The 18271-nt window shown below is 73.1% G+C and carries 14 protein-coding genes; 9 read left to right on the forward strand and 5 right to left on the reverse strand.

Annotation, left to right across the window (positions count from 1 at the left end; all coding sequences use genetic code 11):
• Nucleotides 1–62: 62 nt before the first annotated feature.
• Both BLASA_RS18095 and BLASA_RS23655 read right to left on the reverse strand, forming a co-directional pair.
• Nucleotides 63–2579, reverse strand: a complete 2517-nt coding sequence (locus tag BLASA_RS18095) for a tyrosine-type recombinase/integrase (RefSeq protein ID WP_014377664.1) — start codon at nt 2577–2579, stop codon at nt 63–65.
• Nucleotides 2569–4689 carry a tyrosine-type recombinase/integrase gene (locus BLASA_RS23655; protein WP_014377665.1) on the reverse strand — a complete coding sequence of 707 codons (2121 nt, stop codon included), beginning with the start codon at nt 4687–4689 and terminating at the stop codon, nt 2569–2571. The genes BLASA_RS18095 and BLASA_RS23655 overlap by 11 nt, the downstream gene beginning before the upstream one ends.
• Nucleotides 4690–5712: 1023 nt before the next feature.
• Between BLASA_RS23655 and BLASA_RS18105 the strand changes: the two genes are divergently transcribed.
• The 3 genes from BLASA_RS18105 (at nt 5713) to BLASA_RS18115 (ending at nt 7442) form a co-directional block, all read left to right on the forward strand.
• Complete coding sequence (locus BLASA_RS18105) at nt 5713–5922, forward strand: helix-turn-helix transcriptional regulator (protein WP_014377666.1); 210 nt, start codon at nt 5713–5715, stop codon at nt 5920–5922.
• A 181-nt stretch (nt 5923–6103) separates the two neighbouring features.
• Complete coding sequence (locus tag BLASA_RS18110; RefSeq protein ID WP_014377667.1) at nt 6104–6760, forward strand: hypothetical protein; 657 nt, start codon at nt 6104–6106, stop codon at nt 6758–6760.
• The gene (locus tag BLASA_RS18115; RefSeq protein ID WP_014377668.1) at nt 6753–7442 is read left to right on the forward strand and encodes a hypothetical protein; all 690 of its coding nucleotides are present in this window, start codon (nt 6753–6755) and stop codon (nt 7440–7442) included. The genes BLASA_RS18110 and BLASA_RS18115 overlap by 8 nt, the downstream gene beginning before the upstream one ends.
• A gap of 486 nt (nt 7443–7928) precedes the next feature.
• Here the strand turns inward: BLASA_RS18115 and BLASA_RS18120 are convergent, their stop codons facing one another.
• On the reverse strand, nt 7929–9269 hold the full coding sequence (locus BLASA_RS18120; RefSeq protein WP_166486584.1) for an aminotransferase class V-fold PLP-dependent enzyme: 1341 nt from the start codon (nt 9267–9269) through the stop codon (nt 7929–7931).
• Between the two features lie 147 nt (nt 9270–9416).
• Between BLASA_RS18120 and BLASA_RS18125 the strand changes: the two genes are divergently transcribed.
• Complete coding sequence (locus BLASA_RS18125) at nt 9417–11621, forward strand: putative bifunctional diguanylate cyclase/phosphodiesterase (RefSeq protein WP_014377670.1); 2205 nt, start codon at nt 9417–9419, stop codon at nt 11619–11621.
• 104 nt (nt 11622–11725) lie between these two features.
• Complete coding sequence (locus BLASA_RS18130; RefSeq protein WP_014377671.1) at nt 11726–12142, forward strand: hypothetical protein; 417 nt, start codon at nt 11726–11728, stop codon at nt 12140–12142.
• Here the strand turns inward: BLASA_RS18130 and BLASA_RS18135 are convergent.
• Entirely contained in the window at nt 12132–12902 is a 771-nt protein-coding gene (locus BLASA_RS18135) for an SDR family NAD(P)-dependent oxidoreductase (RefSeq protein WP_014377672.1), read from the reverse strand. The two genes, BLASA_RS18130 and BLASA_RS18135, sit on opposite strands and share 11 nt — an antisense overlap.
• 121 nt (nt 12903–13023) lie before the next feature.
• Between BLASA_RS18135 and BLASA_RS18140 the strand changes: the two genes are divergently transcribed.
• Genes BLASA_RS18140 through BLASA_RS18155 form a run of 4 tightly spaced genes read left to right on the forward strand, consistent with a single transcriptional unit; the run spans nt 13024 to nt 16579 of the window.
• Nucleotides 13024–14526: a long-chain-fatty-acid--CoA ligase gene (locus BLASA_RS18140; protein ID WP_014377673.1), complete on the forward strand. Its 1503-nt coding sequence runs from the start codon at nt 13024–13026 to the stop codon at nt 14524–14526.
• Nucleotides 14523–14981, forward strand: coding sequence for a hypothetical protein (locus BLASA_RS23660; RefSeq protein WP_014377674.1), 459 nt, complete (start codon nt 14523–14525; stop codon nt 14979–14981). The genes BLASA_RS18140 and BLASA_RS23660 overlap by 4 nt, the downstream gene beginning before the upstream one ends.
• Nucleotides 14902–16011, forward strand: a complete 1110-nt coding sequence (locus BLASA_RS18150) for an alpha/beta fold hydrolase (protein ID WP_041775836.1) — start codon at nt 14902–14904, stop codon at nt 16009–16011. Before BLASA_RS23660 ends, BLASA_RS18150 begins: the two co-directional genes overlap by 80 nt.
• Before the next feature lie 10 nt (nt 16012–16021).
• Entirely contained in the window at nt 16022–16579 is a 558-nt protein-coding gene (locus BLASA_RS18155) for a GNAT family N-acetyltransferase (RefSeq protein ID WP_231839492.1), read from the forward strand.
• Between the two features lie 5 nt (nt 16580–16584).
• On the opposite strand, the gene BLASA_RS18160 is transcribed toward BLASA_RS18155, so the two are convergent.
• Nucleotides 16585–18222, reverse strand: coding sequence for an ABC-F family ATP-binding cassette domain-containing protein (locus tag BLASA_RS18160; RefSeq protein ID WP_014377677.1), 1638 nt, complete (start codon nt 18220–18222; stop codon nt 16585–16587).
• Nucleotides 18223–18271: the final 49 nt, after the last annotated feature.

The raw sequence follows: 18271 nt of genomic DNA on the forward strand, positions 1-18271 counted from the left end.
GCGGAGCAGCCGTCGCTCGCGGCCCTCTCGCTAGGGACCGTTTCTCATCGTCGTCTCCGTACTCATGGCGGTGTGATGGCCGCTGGGGTGGCTGGAATGGCGGGGAGGCCGAGGTCGGTGGTCGTTCGGCTGCGGCGCATCTGGGCGAGCTTCTGTTCGGCCGCGGCGAGGCTGGTCTCCAGGCCGTCGACCTCGCCGAGCCAGTCCTGATCCTTGGCCTCGGCCAGCCGGGCGTGGAGGTTGGCTCTGATCTCTTCCAGCCGGTGCTGCTGCGCGGGGTCGGGCCGCAGCATGGGGCAGCGGATGCAGGCGTGCTCGTGCTGGCAGGGGGTGCCGTAGGCGCGCCCGCAGACGCCGAGCTCGACCTTGCGCCGTTGGAAGTGGCCGAGGAACTCGTCCCATTCGGCGTCGGTCGGCTCGCGGTACTCCTCGCTGGGTCGCACCGCCCTGCGCCGGGCGAGGAAGCCGCGGTAGTGCTCGACGACGTCGGAGTCATAGACGGCGACGTAGATCTGGGTGGTGGCCAGCGTCTGGTGGCCGAGGATCTTCGCCGCGATGTGGATCGGCAGGCCGGCGGCGACGGCTTCGGTGGCGAAGAGCCGCCGGAAGTCGTGCGGGGAGAACCGCATGGGCGTGCCGTCGGGAGCGGTCAGCCCGGCGGCGGTGACCAGCCGGTCGAGCAGCACCCGCACGTAGTGGTGGGTCAGGCAGTGCGCCGAGGCGCCCCACCAGCGTTGGAACAGGAACGGCAGCGCGGAGCTGTGCACGCGTTCCATGTGGTCGTAGCGGGAGACCAGCGGGATCTGCTGGTGGCCGGCGCGCACTCGGGCGATCACGGCGGCGAGCACGTCGGCCAGCTCGGGGCTGACCACGAGCAGCCGTTCCCGGTCGGTCTTCGATGGCACGATCTGCAGCAGCGGCACCACCTCGCCGGTGTCGGGCACGGTGTAGGCGACGAAGGCCCGGTGGGTGAGCTCGAGCATCTCCTCGATGCGCATCCCGGTGTGCCGGAGCACCTCGACGATGGCCCAGGTCCAGAACGCGTTGTCCTCGGCGAGGGTGAGGTTGCACCGCGGGCCGCCGTCGGGGTCGTCGACGTAGACGACGCCAGGTCGCCGGGTGCTGGCGGCGCGCTGGCCGGTCGCGACCGCCGAGCGCCGCCGCTGCACTCCGTCGAGGTCGAAGGTCTCGCCGGGAGCGACGGCGGAGGCGGCCTGTAGCAGCGCCGCCGCAGTCCGCCGACCGGTCTCGGCGGCGTCGACCAGCGCGGGCAGCCCCGAGGCCTGGGTGCGGGTGCGCTGGTGCATGCGGGCGGTGGTGCGGGTGCGCTGCTTGCCCATTCCGCGCAGGTCGTTGGCGCTGACCGGGTTGGGAGCGACCCACCGCCCCCAACGGAGCGGTTCCTCCAGCGCCCAGTGGGTCAGGTCGGCGTAGAACGCCCGCACCGCCATCAGGATCGCGTGCGGGTCCTCGCGGCGTTCCCCGATCCGGTGGTTGCCATAGCGGATCTCGCCCAGCCGGCTCTTCCAACCCCGCACCATCTGCTGGGACAGCTGGAACGAGTCGATGCCCGGTTCGTGGAGTTCCAGGTCGCGCCAGAACAGCAGCACCAGCTTGGTCGCCAGCTGGCGCAGCGAGGCGTAGTCCATGCCGGCCTGCCGCTCGTGCAGGTAGTCCACCAGCAGGTCGCGGACCGGACGGCACTCCACGTCGTAGCCGTCGACCAGCTCCTCCACGGTCAGCTGCCCGCGTCGGCTGGCCGCCCAGATGCTCGGTGGGCTGCCCGGCGGCAGGATGCCGGCCCGCAGCAACAGCACGTACCAGTAGCTGTGCTGGCGCTGGCTGTATCCGGCCTGCGCCCGGTAGGCCTCCACGCAGTCGGCAAGGGTGACGTCAGCGAGCCGGCCGCCGTTGTGGATGAGGATGCGGGTCAGCTGACAGAAGGCCAGCCGCCGATCCGCCGGGGTCAACCGCGTGTCGTCCTCGGTGAACAGGGCGTCCAGCGCGGCGAACCCGTCCGGGTCGTGGCGGGCGCGGAACCGCTCCAGCACGCTGGCCGAGCGCAGCGCATACAGCCAGGCGTAGCTCGGCCGCAGCGCGCCGAGCACGATCAGCCGGCCGACCGCCCCGGTGAGCTGTGCGCGGCGGTCAGGGCCGGTCTGCAGCCCGTCGACGTCCACCAGGTCGGCCCAGTCGGAGCCGGCGGCGTCCGCGCCGCAGGCCTGCCAGCGCTGCTGCCAGGACCCGCCGGGAAAGGTCTGCAGCCAGTCCAGCAGCAGTCCGACCGCGGCGCGACGGCGGCGCCGCTCTTTGACCGGCACCCCACCGCCCAGCTCGTCCAGCGCGGCGAGGACCTCGCTGCGGCTGCGGGCGGTCTCCGGCCACACGCTCGGCCGCGCCAGGATCGGGGTCGGCAGCGTCGGCGTGCGGAAGTCGTGCTGCTCGGACGGCCGGCGGGCGGTGCGCGGGCCACGTCCGCGCGGCGCCGGCACCGCATCGACGTAACGGTCCGCCCCGGAATCGACGCCCTGCTCTACGAGCTCCTGACCGGACTGGCGGCCGGTGGTCTCAGCGCGCATCGCGGGCCTGCCCGAGCAGCTCGCGCAGCGAGTCCGGGCGGTAGCCGCCCGACGGCGGCGCTGCCGGCTGCCGTGCCGGCCGGTCACCGCGCGCCCGGTGGTGCTCGAGCACCCGGGCGACCACCGCGTCCTCGCGTGGACGCAGGTAGATCTGCGTGGTGGCCAGCTGCGCGTGCCCGAGCACCCACTGCACGTCGGTCAGCGTCAGCCGCGGATCCTCGGCCATCCGGAAGGCCGCGGTGTGCCGCAGATCGTGCAGCGTCCAGCCGGTGCCCAGCTCCTCGTTGGCCCGCTGCAGCACCCGCCGCATCGCCGAATAGGTCAGCGGCCGGTGCGGTGCCCGGCGGGTCAGCCACAACGCCTGCTGCCCGGCCGGCCGGTCCTGCCGCTGCTGATAGAGCCGTAGCCACACGAACGCGTCCGCCGACCCGGGCAGCCACTGCAGCCGACCGCTGCCCTTGCGATGCACCCCGATCCGCTGAGCGCCCACGTCGACCCGGTCCACGCTCACCCCGAGCAGCTCGCTGGCCCGGGCGCCGGTGCTGACGTAGAGGGCCAGCAGCGCCCGGTCCCGGTCACTGCGCATCGCCGCGAACAACGTGTCGAACAAGTGATCTGGCAGGCTGCGCGGCAGCCGGGCCGGCGTCTTCTGCCGCAGCGGCGCGCGGCGGTGCCGCTCCGGCGGCGCCATCGGATTGGCGTGCGCACCCACCCGCTGCCCGCCGCGGCCGACCGCCTCCGGCACCGGGTTGACCACCGGACCGTCCCCGGCCGCCATCCGGTCGGCGTAGAAGCCGCGCAGCACCGCCAGGTTGTGGTTGATCGTCGCCGGCGCGTACCCGACCCGCTCTCCCACCCGGCCGGCGCGCGTCGCGCCGCCGGCAGTCGTCGCGGCCAGCCGCATCCACAGCACGAAGTCGCGGGCCTCGACCCGACTCGCCCGCTGCCAGCCCAGCTCCACGGCCGCCAGAAACCGCCACCAGCGCAGCAGCGCGAGCGCGTAGGACCGCACGCTGCCGGTGGCAGCGCCGCTGGCCAGCAATGAGCACAGGTAGTCCGCGATCGCCGGCACCGGCACCCCCGCAGCGTCGAGCACCGCCACCCCGGGCAGCTCGTCGCTCACCCGGATCCCGCCAACCGCGGCCACCGTCAACCCCGTCACGTCCCGTGACGGATCACACTCCCCGGCCCTCGCCACAGCGGCTCCTCCCCACATCGGTGGAGAGAGCGCAGCAGCCAACCAGCCCGGATGATCGCAACCGAACCCGCGACGGCGAGTCCGCTGCGCGCGAACCGGCCGCGCACGCTCACCGACCCGGCTTGGTGCGGTCAATAGGTCGTGGGCGAGGGTCTTGACCGCCTGGGCGTCGGCGACGTCCGGGCGGACCCGCACGGTGCGGGCGACCGGGTCGGTGAGGCCGTTGGCCTGCCCGCAGTCCTCGCGGCTGAGCGTGTAGCCGTGCGCGGCGACCTGGGCGGCCAGCGCCTGCCACAGGGCGGCGGGGGCGTCGCCGCACAACAGCTCGGGTGCGACGTCGGGCAGCGGGTCGCCCTCGGTTTGGGAGATGTCGAAGACGTGCGCGACGCGGAACCCGCGCAGCACCCGCCCCCGGGCCGGCCTGTCGGAGTCCCCGCCGGCCGGCTCCCCCGCCGTCCCCGTCGCTGTCGCGACCGCGGGCGCAGCCCGGTCGGTGCCCTCGCCGGTGCCGGTGCCGGTGTCGGCTCGGGTGTCCTTGGGGGTGTAGGTGCAGGGGGCCAGCACCGCGAGCCCGGTGGATCCCTTGACCACGCTGCGGCCCAGCGCCTTCCAGGTGCCGAACCCGGCGACCCGGGTCGGGTTGATGCCCAGCCGCGCGGCCTGCAGTGTGATCAGCAGCTGGTTGTTGAGGCTGTAGGTGTGGAACTTCGCGGCGGCATCGAGCATCGCCCGCCACTGCGGATCGGCGGTCAGCTGCTCGACGCGCTCGCCGATCTGCTCGTGCAGGGCGGTGATCTTCGCTGCCCGCGCGGCGTCGGCGGCTTCCGCCTGCGCGGCGCTGAGGTGGGCGCTCCTGCCCCGCTTGCCCTTGCCGGTGCGACTGCTGCTCGTTGCGCTTCTGGTGCTGGTCATCTGGACCCTCCCGGAACTGGAGCCGACACCGGTACGGGAGGAACTGCGGAACAGGTGTCCTGCCACCCATTCCCCCGGCCCGTCCGGCACAGAGCTCTGCTCAGGGGCCGGGAGCGCCGGCGGGGGACGACCGGACCAAGACTGCTTCCGCAGCGAAGCGCCCGAAGGGCGGAAGGATCTTGGTCCGGTCGGGAGGAGACGGCGCGGGAGGCCCCTACGCTGAGCTGCCGGACGGGTCGGGGGACCAGCAAGCACAGCCCGCCGAAGGCGGACCTTGACGACGGCGCAGCCGGCGCCACGCGCAGCGTGGCCCGAAGGGTGCTCCTGGCCCGCCTCACCGGCCGCGGCGGCGACGACGTCGGCGGCACGCTCACCGGATAGCGAGCGCCGGTAACCCGACACGTCGCGGAGGCTCCTGGCGGACCAGTCACGGGCCCGCCGTCTCGCCGTACTCCCGATGCGATGTCGTGCGCCATGGGTCGAGCGTGGCCAGCTCAGCGCTCGTCCAAGGGCGTCGGTTCGGATGCTGTGGACAGGAGCCGTCGTCCACAGGAACCGGTTGCGCAGGGACGCCCCGATCCTCGCCTGCATCGGCTGACTGGAGGACAACTGGAGAAATCCCAGGTCAGGTAGTCCTCCAGTACCCATGAGCTGTGCTCATACCTCGCGGCGGCTGTAATACCACAACATCCACCGCGACGACTTGCAGGGTGATCGGCGCGAGCAGGAGGAAAACAAGAGACCCCTCGGCCATCGTCCCGGTCCCGGGAGACCGCTGATCGGGACATGTCGAACCCAGCCGCAGGACCGGGGGCTGTCCCCCGGCTATACCGGCGCCGACCCGGGCGTCGGCAGATGAAGCGCTTCCGTCGCTGGCAGGTGACGTGCCAGAAGCGCGCCGCTACAGGAGAAGAACCGGAGATCGTCAGAGAAGGCTGGCTGTGCAGTGTCACCACCGGGCCCGAAATGGCGCCTTCTGTGGTGACGGCACAGCCCACCACCGATGACCCCCGGGAGCCAGCCATGCCCGAGCCCACCGCCGACCACGAGCCCGAGTTGCTCACCATCACCGAGGCCGCGGACGTGCTCCGCGCGCCCGTGGCCACCCTCCGGTACTGGCGACACCTCGGCACCGGCCCGAACAGCTTCCGGCTCGGCCGGTGCGTCCTCTACCGCCGCGCCGATCTGCGCTCCTGGATCGACGCACAAGCAGACCAGTCCCGGCGCCGATAGTCCCGTGCCTCCGGAGAGCGGCTGGACGGGGCGCGGGGCCGCTTGCGTCTCCGGGCCCACGGTGGGGACTTGTGGCCACCCCTGTCTGTGGACAACGACGGCCATCCACAGAAGCCGAACAGGACAGGTCCGGCAGGCGCCGGAGCGGCGACGCTGCGCACACGCATCGAGAGGAGGAGCGATGGGATGGATGGGCCCGGTCGTGGACGACCAAGAGCACGAGGGCTGGGTGGTGCCGCTGTTCGCCGACGGCGCGCAAGGCGCCGGCACCACCAGCGCCCGCGGGGTGCTGATAGTCCGTCGGCCCGACGATGGACCCTGCGACGGCGACCGGGTGCGGCTGGCCTACCGCGACGGCTGCACCGCCGAGGGCATCTGGCAGGACGGCACGGTCATCGGCGGTGACGGGATCATGCCCGGCAATGCCGGCGGCCAGGTGCACTGCGAGGTGATCGAGGAGGCCGACCAGTGGCGTCCGGACGCGGAGGTGGTCGGCTGGGTCGCCGGCTGCACCTGCGGCTGGCGCGGCACCCCCTGGACCCGCGTGCCACCGCGGCTGGCCGACCCGGCGGCGCGGCGGCTGGCCGTAGCCGGCCCGTGGGCCGAGCTGGAGGCCGCAGACGAGAACCGGGTGCGACAGGAATGGCGCCAGCACATCGCCGGATGGCAAGCCCTCGAAGACGTCAAGGAGGCCGCCACCCGGCAGGCCGCCGCCGCCCGCGCGCTCGACGAGGCGGTGCGCGCTGCACTCGCCGCCGGGGCCTCGTGGGCCGACATCGGCCAGGTCACCGGCATGACCGGCCGGTCGGCCACCGAGCGGTGGTCCGCCCGTGACTGAGCAGCCGACCGGCCACCCCGGACCGAGCGAGCAGCCCGCGCCAGGGCAGCGGACCGTGCTCGTCGTCGACCTCGACGGCGAGCCGCTGGCGCCGCTGCGCGCCCTGGAAGAGATTCTCCTGTGCCTGGGCGGGTGGGAGGACGACGACCAGGAGGATCCGGGCGCCGGCACGGAGCCGCAGCGGTTGCCGGCGCCGCTGGCCGGCCGGGTCGCCCTCGCCGCCGTGCAGCGCCTGCTCGCCGCGCTGGCGCCCACCCAGTCCCGAGGACCAGGGTGCGGCCGGCTGCTCGCCCCGGACGGCCGCTACGAGCACGCGCCGATGACCGCGCTCAGCCTGCCCGCCGCCGACATCGAGCTTCTGTCCGCAACCGCAGCCGCCCTCGGCCACCCCGGGCTGGACGCCCACCTCGCCGAGCTGGTTGACGCGCACGCCGCGCAGCTCGCCGGCGGCTACCGCCGGACCGGCCGCATCGAGCTGGTCTCGCTTCTCGCGCGGCTGGCCAGCCTGCTCGACCTCGCTCCCACCGACGACACCCGACTGCTCACCGCCCGGCTTCGGGCCACCCCGCTCGGCATCGACTGCGTGCTCAGCGACGCCGAGGAAGCCGCCCACGCCCGCACCGCCGACCGCATGAACCACCTGTGGGCGCGCGGCTCCGGCATCGACCGGTACCTCTACTGACCCGCGGCCCCGCGAGCGGCGAGCCGGCAGGAAGGCCGCACCATTTTCCGGGGGTCGGTGCAACAGACGCTCGGGCCGACGCGATCTAGGCAGCGAAGTCCTCGTCGCCGCACGGGCGGTCGACGAACCGACAGCGCACGATCTTGGTCCGCACAGAGTCCGCAGAAAGTCCGCAGACCGTCCGGAGATGGCCACTCTCACCCATCAGTGGCCAACGACATAACGGCAGGTCAACTGCAGGTTTGGACGCGTGTCCGCAGGTCAGCCAACCAGCCGAATGGCCCTCCGGAGGCGGGTGCGCAGGTTCGAATCCTGCCGGGGGCACAGAGAACGTGTGCTGGTCAGCGCGACGATCGCCTCGGTCGGCCAGCACTGGTCGCATCCGCCCGCGGGGTCTCGGCGCGGTCGGCAACTGGTCGGCGAGGCATGACTGGCTGCTGCTCCGCGCACGTCGTCGCACCGGCAGGCGGACGATGCGACACCCGATCAAGCTCCCGCAGGGACGTGGTCGCGGACCTCGGGTGGGACGTGGTCCCCGTGCACGTCGATGCGGTAGCGGAGGCCGTCCTCCGGTGTCGCGGCGATGGCACGGAGGGCCTCCCCGAGCGCTATGACGTCCCGGATCGAGGTGGCCCGGTTGGCGCTGGCGCGCACGGCTCCGGGCAACTGGCGGCGCCCGGCGCGGGCGTCCTGGTGGAAGCGCTCCACCTGCTTCTCGGTCAGGTCCAGCAGCCGGGCCATGTAGGGGTGGGCGCAGAAGCAGCCACTGCGCACGCCGATCCCGTACTCGGCCGACAGCCGGGCAGCCAGCAGTCCGTGCGGCACGCCTTCGAGGTTGAAAGCGGCGACCGGCAGCCGGTCCCCCGAGCTGGGTCCATAGCGCCGGAGCCCCGGGACCGTGCTCAGCTCGGCGTCCAGCGCCTCGGTCAGTACCCGCTCGTGGGCCAGCAGTCCGGGCCAGTCGCTCCGCAGCTCGTCGGCGGCAGCGGCCAGGGCGACGGCGCCGAGGACGTTGGGCGACCCGGCCTCGTCGCGGTCGGGGGCATCGGCCCAGACCACGTCGCCGAACGAGACCGCCCTGACCGCACCGCCGCCGGCGAGCAGCGGCTCGCCGTGGCGGAGGACATGTCGCGGCACGACCAGGGCCCCGGACCCGAAGGGCGCGTACATCTTGTGGCCGGAGAGGGCCAGGGCATCCACTCCGAGCGCCGTCATGTCGATGGGCCGGTGCGGTGCCAGCTGGGCCGCGTCGACCACCACGAACACACCCCGCTCCCGCGCGGCGGTGGCGATCGCGGCGAGGTCGGGTACCCAGCCCGTGACGTTCGATGCCCCACTGACGGCCAGGACGCGCGGCGCGGGACTCCGGTCGAGTGCGGTCACGACCTGCTCCGGGGTGAAGGTCCCCCTGGAGTCGACGTCGACGACCCGCAGCCGCGCGTGCCGGCGCCACGGGAGGAGGTTGGCGTGGTGCTCGACGGCCGTGGTGACCACCACGTCGTCGGGCCGTAGGTCCAGCCGGAAGGCCAGCGCGTTGAGCGCCTCGGTGGTGTTCCGGGTGAAGACCGCGACGTGCGAGCGCGGATCGGCCCCCACCAGACGCAGCACGCCCTCCCGTGCCTCCTCGTACCGGGCACTGGTGTAGCGGGACTTGGCGCCCGCGCCCCGGTGCACGCTGGAGTACCAGGGCAGCAGGTCCTGGACGGCCTGGACCACCCGGACGGAGGCGGAGCTGGTCGCGGCAGCGTCCAGGTCGACGTAGCGGGTCAACTGCCCACCGCGCGTCGGAACCTGGACGTCCTCACCGACGAGTCGGCCCGCGGTCATGTCGAATGCCGGTCGCATGGTGATGCCATCGGCTGCGGATCGCGGTTACTCAAGCGCAACCCGGCGACCGGAACCTGTACCGACCCGTTGTGGTGATCTCCGGGCGGCAGGCTCAACGTGCTGCCCCCGGTTGACGAGGGACTGGGCATGAGCCCGGTTCCGATCGAGATAAGCACCGTGCGCCGTCGTCGGCGCGGGTTCCGGCTGACGTCGCGCGTCTTCTGGGACCTGGCCGTCTGGATGATCGGACTCGGCATCGCCGTCGGGCTGGTGTTCCCGCCGTTCGCGACCGGCCTGGGCGTGCCCGCCGAGTACGCCGAGCGCCCGCTGTTCCAGGCGGCCTGCCTCGGCGCCGGCTTCCTCGTCGGCGCCCTCAGCTACGCGCTGTGCCGCTGCCTGGTCGGCGGCCGGCTGGCCGTGCTCAGCAGCCACCTGCGGTCGGTGGCTCAGGGCATCTCGCAGGCCAGCCGCACCGGCGACTGGGCACAGTCGACCTCCCAGCGCATCCGCGTGGACTCCGACGACCAGCTCGGGGAGACCGCCCAGGCCTTCAACAGCCTGCTCGACGCACTCGAGGCGGGGGAACACTTCCGCTCACTCGTGCGCAACGCCTCCGACGTCATCACCGTCGTCGACCCCGCCGGCACGGTCACCTACCAGACCCCGTCGGTCGGCTGGGTGCTCGGCTACCCACCCGGGACGCTCATCGGCACCGACATCCACGCGCTCGTCCACCCCGAGGACGCCCGGACCTTCCGCGATCAGCTGGCCTCGGTCGTCCGTGGGCCGTCCCCGGCTCCTTGCCCCGCCGTCCGGATACGGCACCGCAACGGCTCCTGGCGGTGGACCGAGACCGTCGTCAACGACCTCCTGGACGACCCCGCCGTCACCGGCGTCGTGCTCACCACCCGGGACGTCAGCGACCGCAGGGAGCTCGAGGAGCAACTGCGGACCCAGGCGTTCTACGATCCGCTGACCGGCCTGCCGAACCGGGCTTTGTTCATGGACCGCCTGCGCGCCGCCGAGGAGCTCGAACGCGACACCGGTACCCCGGCTGCGGTGCTGTTCCTGGACCTGGACAACCTCAAGACGGTCAACGACACGCTCGGCCACGACGGCGGAGACGCACTCCTCGAGGTGGTGGCCCAGCGGGTCGGCGCCTGCCTGCGTCCGGGCGACACGCTCGCCCGCCTGGCCGGTGACGAGTTCGCCGTGCTCCTCGGCGGCCCGCAGAGCGGCGAGATGGCTCTTCGCGTGGCCGAGCGCATCCTCGGCGCGCTCCGCGAACCGGTACTCGTCGTCGACCGCATGGTCCGGGCCGGGCTCAGCATCGGCCTGGCCACGACCGCCACCGCCGGCGTCAGCGGCATCGGCCTGCTCCGCGCGGCCGACATCGCCATGTACGTGGCCAAGACCAGCGGCAAGGGTCGTTGCGAGGCGTTCCAGCCCAGTCACCACGCCGACCACCTGGAGCGCGAACGTCTGCAGGCCGGCCTGTACCAGGCGCTGGAACGGCACGAGCTCGTCCTGCACTACCAGCCGATCGTCGACCTGGCCTCCCGTGAGATCAACGGCTACGAGGCGCTCGTGCGCTGGCAGCATCCGGAGCGGGGGCTGGTGCCGCCGGCGCAGTTCATCACCTTGGCCGAGGACAGCGGCCTCATCGTCCCGATCGGCCGGTGGATCCTCCGGGAGGCCACCCGTCAGGCCGCCGCCTGGCAGCGGATCGACGGCAGGGCACCCCGGATGAGTGTCAACGTGTCGGTGTGCCAGTTCCGGCACCCCGACCTCGTCGACGACGTCACCGAAGCACTGCGGGCCTCTGGCCTGGCACCGGACCGGCTGACCCTGGAGATCACCGAGTCGCTGTTCGCCCAGGACACCACCGGCACCACGCTCAAGCTCGAGCAGCTCAAGGCCCTCGGCGTCCGGCTCGCCCTCGACGACTTCGGGACGGGATACTCGTCGCTGAGCTACCTGCGGCGCTTCCCCATCGACATCCTCAAGATCGACAAGTCCTTCGTCGACGGCGTCGCCACGAGCTGCGAGGACCGAGCCGTCATCGGGGCGATCGTCGCGCTGGGGCAGACCCTGCACCTCGACCTCGTGGCCGAGGGCATCGAGACGGCCGAAGAGCTCGCCGCCCTGGAGGCGCTGGGCGTGCAGTCCGGGCAGGGCTACCACCTCGGGCGGCCCGCACCGCCGCAGTACGCCTCGCCCGGCGCAGAGCGCCGCCGGTCAGGCAGTCCGGGAACCGCGCTCCGGTCCGCACCCGCGCCCCGGGCGGCCACCGCGGCCTCCCCCGGGCAGGACGACCCTGTCCGGGAAGCTGCGTCACCCGGCCATTCCTAGGACAGACCGGATCACCGCGTTGATCGATCGCGTCGAACGCCCAGCGTGACCGCCGCTCCGCCGGGGTTCCCGGCCAGCGGCGACGCGCGTAGCGTCGGCCAACTGTGAACTGGGTCACCATCGAGGTCTTCGACGGCGGCACGCCCGCCGCGGGGTGGCTGCGCGCCTGGCACGACCTGCTGGTCGAGACGGCGGTGACCTCCGGTGCCCGGTTCTGGGACGAGCACGAGCACCGGTGGGGGGTCGTCCTCGAGTTCGTCTTCGACGAGGAGACCCAGCGCGACGGCTTCCGCGACTCGGCCGCCGTGCGGGCGGCGCTGGACGCCGCTCCCGACCCGGTGAACGGCGTCCTGGTCTACCCGCACCGCGGTGGCGGCAGCGGCAGCCGCCAGCCTCGTCGTCCGCACCCGCGCGCCGGCGGGGGGACGGCGGCGCTGCCGGAGCCGGATCCGGATGCCGGCCGTGTGCTGCCGTGCACCGCCCCGGCCGAGCTCGCCGCCGAGGCGCCGCTCAGCTGGTGAGCATCCCGCCCTCGACCGGGATGGTGGTGCCGGTGACGTACCCGCCGGCGTCGCTGACAAGGAAGACGAGGGCGGCGGCGAGCTCCTCGGGCTCACCCTTGCGCCCGACGAGCACCCGGGACAGCTGCGACTCCAGGTACCCCTCGGGGTACTGGTCGGTCATCTCCGAGGTGAAGAAGCCCGGCGCCAGGGCGTTGACCCGGATGCCCTTGCGGCCGGTCCACTGCTGGGCGAGGTCGCGGGTCAGCCCGATCAGCCCCGCCTTGCTCGCCGCGTAGGCCGCCTGCGGCAGACCCGCGGTGGTCAGGCCGAGGACGCTGGAGATGTTGACGATGGAGCTGCCCGGCTGCATCACCCGGCCGCAGGCCTGGGCCATCCAGTAGCAGCCGTTGAGGTTGACCTCGATGACCTGCCGGAACTGCTCGGGGGCCTCCCGCGTCGCCGGAGCGGCGGTGCCGACCCCGGCGTTGTTCACCAGGATGTCGACCTTGCCGAACTCCGCCATGGCGGCGTCGACGAGCGCCTGGCAGTCCTCGGGCTTCGACACGTCGGTGGCCACCGCGATCGCCCGCCGCCCGGCCGCCTCCACGGACCGCTGGGTGTCGGCCAGCCGGTCGACCCGGCGGGCGCCCAGCACGACGTCGCAGCCGGCCTCGGCCAGCGTCCGGGCGAAGACCGCGCCGAGCCCGGAGGACGCGCCGGTCACGACGGCGACGCGGTCGTCGAGGCGGAAGAGGTCGAGGATCGGGCGGTCGGGCATGAGCGGGGATCTCCTCGCAGACGGTGGGCGGTCCCGCCACCGTATCCGCCCTGTGCGGTAGATCACCGGTCGAGCCGGGTAGGGGCTGCCAGTCCAGCTCAGGGCACAGGGAGGACCACGCATGACCAACCTCGCGCAGAACCTGCTCGATTCGGCCGCCGAGCGAGAGAGCCGCCCCGCCTTGCGGATGGACGACGCCGTGCTGACCTACGGCGAGTTCCGGGACGCCGCGCTGCGGGTCGCCGCGGCACTGCAGGGCCGTGGCGTGCGACCCGGTGACCGCGTGGGCCTGGTGCTGCCCAACGTGCTGGCGTTCCCGGTCGTCCTCTACGGCGCCCTGCTCGCCGGGGCCGCCGTCGTCCCCATGAACCCGCTGCTCAAGGCGCGGGAGGTGCAGTACTACCTGGAGGACTCCGGGGCACGGGTCGTCGTCACCCTCGGGTCCACCGCCGAGCCGGTGCGCGAGGCGGCCGGCACGGTCGGCGTCGAGGCCGTGGTGGTGGGGCCGGCGTCCCCGTCCGAGCTGATGGCCGACGAGCCGCTGGCCGAGCCGGTCGAGCGGTCCGACGAGGACCTCGCGGTGATCCTCTACACCTCGGGCACGACCGGGCAGCCGAAGGGCGCCGAGCTCACCCACGCCAACCTGGGCCGCAACGCCGTGACCACGGCCGACACCCTCGCCGAGAACACCCCCGACGACGTGATCATGGGCTGCCTGCCGCTGTTCCACGTCTTCGGGCTGACCTGCGGCCTCAACACCGCCGTCCTGCGGGGCTCGCTGCTCACGCTCATCCCCCGGTTCGACGGCGGCAAGGCGCTGGAGGTCATCGAACGCGACCGGGTGACCATCTTCGAGGGCGTCCCGACGATGTTCGCGGCGATGCTGCACCAGCCCGACGCCGACCGGCACGACGTGTCGAGCCTGCGGCTGTGCGTCTCCGGCGGGTCGGCCATGCCGGTGGAGATCATGCGGTCGTTCGAGGAGCGGTTCGGCTGCATCATCCTCGAGGGCTACGGCCTGTCGGAGACCTCGCCGGTCGCCTCCTTCAACCACCCGCACGCCGCGCGGAAGCCGGGCTCCATCGGCACCCCGATCCGCGGCGTGGAGATGCGACTGGTCGACGACGAGGGCGAGGACGTCGGTCCGGGCGAGGTCGGCGAGATCGCCATCCGCGGCGAGAACGTCATGACGGGCTACTGGCAGCGCGACGAGGAGACGGCCAAGGCGATCCCCGACGGCTGGTTCCGCACCGGCGACCTGGCCCGGAAGGACGACGACGGCTACTTCTTCATCGTCGACCGCAAGAAGGAGATGATCATCCGCGGCGGCTACAACGTGTACCCGCGGGAGATCGAGGAAGCCCTCTACGAGCACCCGGCGGTGGCCGAGGTGGCGGTGATCGGCATCTCGCACCCCGACCTGGGTGAAGAGGTGGCCGCGGCGGTCGCGCTGAAGCCGGGGGCCGGCGCCGAGGTCGAGGAGCTCCGCGAGTTCGTCAAGTCGCGGGTGGCCGCCTACAAGTACCCGCGGCACCTGTGGCTGGTGGACACCCTGCCCAAGGGGCCGACGGGGAAGATCCTGCGACGGTCGGTGGAGGTTCCCCAGGAGGTGGGGACCCGATGACCCAGCAGCCGGCCCCCCGCACACCACCACCGTCGCCACCGCTGTGGCGGCAGGCCTTCGACGCCGCCGAACGGGCCGTGGCACCCCACGCGGAGAGCCTGGTCCGCTCGGAGCACTTCGCCCTCGGCACCGCTCTGGTGCGCCGGGCGCAGACCCTCGCGGGCCGCTCGGTGCAGGGCCTCAGCGCCCGCGCCTGGCACCTGCTCAACCTGCCCGCGGGCAGCGACATCAGCCGGCTGCGCGCGCAGATCGGCTCCCTGGACCGGGAGGTCCGCCGGCTGACCCTGCAACTGGAGTCCGAGCGGCGACGGGCCTCGGCCCCCGCGCGCACCCGGCCCCCCGAGACGACGACACCCGCGACCACGGAGGACGACGATGCCGACGGTGCCCAGCCCGCAGACGGTGCTCGACCGCGTCCGGCGAGACGTCGAGCGCAACGCTCTACGGGCGCGTAACGGGATCAAGCTTGCGGCGGGCGTCGACCGCCCCGGCGTCGGGCAGACCCCCAAGGACGTCGTCTGGCAGCGCGGCCGCACCCAGCTGTGGCACTACCGCAACGACGACGTGCGCTACGGGCCGCCGCTGCTGCTGGTGTTCAGCCTGATCAGCCGGAGCTACATCCTCGACCTCACGCCGGGCAACAGCTTCGTGGAGCAGCTGCTCGATGCGGGATTCGACGTGTACATGCTCGACTGGGGCGAACCCGACGAGCGGGACGCGGAGAACCGGCTCGAGGACTACGTCGACGACTACATCCCGGCCGGGATCGACCGGGTCCTGGAGCTGTCCGGTGCCGACGAGGTGAACCTGTTCGGCTACTGCTTCGGCGGCGACCTCGCGCTGCTCTACGCCGCGCACCATCCCGACGCCCCGCTGCGCAGCCTGACCGTGCTGGCGACGCCGGTCGACTTCCAGCACATGGGCCCGCTCGCCGACATCTTCAGCGTCGGCGGCATGGACGTCGGCTCGGTCCTCGGCCCCGACGGCAACGTGCCGCCGTCGGTCGTCGTCCAGGGGTTCCGGACCCTGACCCCGACCGCCGAGGTGACCCGGTACGTGACGCTCTGGGAACGGCTCTGGAGCGACGAGTACGTCGCCTCCTACCAGGCCATGACCGGCTGGTCGGACGACCACGTGCCGTTCCCCGGCGCGGCTGCCCGGGAGACCGCGGAGATGCTGGTGCGGAACAACGGGATGGTCAACGACCGGCTCACCGTGGGCGGCGACCGGGTGCACCTCTCCGACATCCAGGTGCCGTTCCTGACCGTGCGGGCCAACCGCGACCACATCGTCCCGCCGGACGCGACCGCGCCGCTGATCGACCTGATCGGTTCCCCCGACAAGCACGAGCTGTGCCTCGACGCCGGCCACATGGGGCTGGTCGTCGGACGCACCGCGGCGAAAACGACGGTGCCGACCATCATCGACTTCATCCGGCGGCGCAGCGACGCACTGGATGCCGACGACGCGAGAGAAGAGGCCTGACGTGGCGGTGGTGGAACTCGGACCGGAGCGTTGCGACGCGCTGCTGCGGTTCTTCGGAGAACTCCCCGAGGGCGACCTGACCTTCATCAAGGAGGAGGTCACCGACCCGGAGACCGTCCGCTCGTGGGCCACCGGCGACTCCGCCGGTGGCCGCTGGGTGGCGGTCGACACCGGTGGGGAGGGTGGGGACGGCAGAGACGACGTGACCGGTTACGTCGCCGTCCGGCCGCTCCCCGGGTGGTCGGACCACGTCGGCGAGGTGCGGCTGGTCGTCGCGCCGTCCCGCCGCGGCAGCGGGCTCGGGCGCGAGCTGGCCCGGCAGGCCCTGGTGGGCGCCGTCTCGTCGGGTCTGTCGAAGCTCGTCGTGGAGGTCGTCGCCGAGCAGGGGGCGGCCCTGGCACTCTTCACCGACCTGGGCTTCTCCGGGGAGGCGCTGCTGCGCGACCACATCCGCGGCCGCGACGGCGAGCTGCGCGACCTCATGGTGCTCGCCCACCACGTCTCGGACACGTGGTCGGGCATGGACACCGTCGGCGTCGCCGACGAGCTGGGCGCTCCCGCCGGCTGACCGCCTCAGCTCTCGGTGACCCGGCCCCCGACCACCTCGAACCGCCGGGTGGTCGCCACCGCCTCGAGCATCCGCCGGTCGTGCGTGACCAGCAGCAGGGTGCCGGGGTAGTCGGCCAGCGCCTGCTCGAGCTGCTCGATGGCCGGCAGATCGAGGTGGTTGGTGGGCTCGTCGAGCACCAGCACGTTCACGCCGCGCGCCTGCAGCAACGCCAGGGCCGCGCGGGTCCGCTCCCCGGGAGAGAGGGTGACGGCCGGCCGGAGCACGTGGTCGGCGGTGAGGCCGAACTTGGCCAGCAGCGTCCGCACCTCCGCCGTCGGCCAGTCGGGCACCTCGGTGCCGAACGCGTCCAGCAGCTGCTCGGGGCCGAGGAACCGCCCCCGCGCCTGGTCGATCTCGCCGATCCGCACGGCCGGGCCCACCGAGCCCGCGCCGTCGTCCAGCGGCACCCGGCCGAGCAGGGCGGCCAGCAGGGTGGACTTCCCCGAGCCGTTGGCCCCGGTGATGGCCACCCGGTCCCCCCAGCCGATCTGGAGGTCCACCGGTCCCAGCGTGAACCCGCCCCGCCGGACGACGGCCCCGCGCAACGTGGCCACCACCGCGCCCGCCCTCGGCGCGACGGCGATCTCCATGCGCAGCTCCCACTCCTTGCGGGGCTCCTCGACGACGTCCAGGCGCTCGATCATGCGCTGGGTCTGCTTGGCCTTGGCCGCCTGCTTCTCCGAGGACGCCCGGTTGGCGGCCCTGATGTGCTTGTCGCCGTCCTTGGATTTCTTGATCGAGTCGCGGACCCCCTTGGCCATCCAGTTCCGCTGCATCCGCGCGCGCGCCTCGAGCGATGCCTTCGTATCGGCGAACCCCTCGTACTCCTCGCGGGCGTGCCGCCGGGCCACCTCGCGCTCGACCAGGTAGGCCTCGTAGCCGCCGTCGTGCACCCGTACCAGCTGCTGCACGAGGTCCAGCTCGACGATCCGGGTGACGGTGCGGGCCAGGAACTCGCGGTCGTGGCTGACGACCACCACGCCGACCCGGGTGCCGGTGACGAACCGCTCCAGCTGGTCGAGCCCGGCCAGGTCGAGGTCGTTGGTCGGCTCGTCGAGCAGCAGGACGTCGTACCGGGACAGCAGGAGCGCGGCGAGCCCCACGCGGGCGGCCTGGCCGCCGGAGAGCCCGGCGGTCGGCGCGTCGAGGGCGACACCGGGCGCCACGTCGGCCACCACCTCGGCGGCCCGCTCGTCGAGGTCGGCCCCACCGAGGGCGAGCCACCGCTCGAGCGCGTCGCCGTAGCCGTCATCGGCGCCCGCCGCACCGGAGGTGAGCGCCTCGGTCGCGGCGTCCAGGGCCGCCTGGGCGGCGGCGACGCCGGTGCGCCGGGCGAGCGCGGCCAGCACCGTCTCCCCCGCCCGCCGTTCGTGCTCCTGCGGGAGGTAGCCGAGGGTCGCGCTCGGTGGGCTGAGCGCGATGCTGCCGGCCTCGGCCGGGAGGTCCCCGGCCAGGATGCGCAGCAGCGTGGACTTGCCCGCGCCGTTCACCCCCACGAGCCCGACGACGTCGCCGGGCGCGACGACGAGGTCGAGGTCGGAGAAGAGCACGCGGGCGCCGTGACCGGCCGACAGTCCGCGGGCGACGAGGGTGGCGCTCACCCCTACAGCCTGCCAAGCCGTCGCGGTCGGCCGGCAGCCGACGTCGGGG

It is taken from the genome of Blastococcus saxobsidens DD2, from assembly GCF_000284015.1.
GTDB classification, from domain to species: Bacteria; Actinomycetota; Actinomycetes; order Mycobacteriales; family Geodermatophilaceae; genus Blastococcus; species Blastococcus saxobsidens_A.

Bases quoted from the DNA above. Each gene is read 5' to 3' on its own strand.
- BLASA_RS18105 (WP_014377666.1), top strand. From the start codon at position 5,713: ATGCCCGAGCCCACCGCCGACCACGAGCCCGAGTTGCTCACCATCACC.
- BLASA_RS18095 (WP_014377664.1), bottom strand. From the start codon at position 2,579: ATGCGCGCTGAGACCACCGGCCGCCAGTCCGGTCAGGAGCTCGTAGAG.
- BLASA_RS18110 (WP_014377667.1), top strand. From the start codon at position 6,104: ATGGGATGGATGGGCCCGGTCGTGGACGACCAAGAGCACGAGGGCTGG.
- BLASA_RS23660 (WP_014377674.1), top strand. From the start codon at position 14,523: ATGACCCAGCAGCCGGCCCCCCGCACACCACCACCGTCGCCACCGCTG.
- BLASA_RS18120 (WP_166486584.1), bottom strand. From the start codon at position 9,269: ATGACCGCGGGCCGACTCGTCGGTGAGGACGTCCAGGTTCCGACGCGC.
- BLASA_RS18135 (WP_014377672.1), bottom strand. From the start codon at position 12,902: ATGCCCGACCGCCCGATCCTCGACCTCTTCCGCCTCGACGACCGCGTC.
- BLASA_RS18150 (WP_041775836.1), top strand. From the start codon at position 14,902: ATGCCGACGGTGCCCAGCCCGCAGACGGTGCTCGACCGCGTCCGGCGA.
- BLASA_RS18140 (WP_014377673.1), top strand. From the start codon at position 13,024: ATGACCAACCTCGCGCAGAACCTGCTCGATTCGGCCGCCGAGCGAGAG.
- BLASA_RS23655 (WP_014377665.1), bottom strand. From the start codon at position 4,689: ATGACCAGCACCAGAAGCGCAACGAGCAGCAGTCGCACCGGCAAGGGC.
- BLASA_RS18125 (WP_014377670.1), top strand. From the start codon at position 9,417: ATGAGCCCGGTTCCGATCGAGATAAGCACCGTGCGCCGTCGTCGGCGC.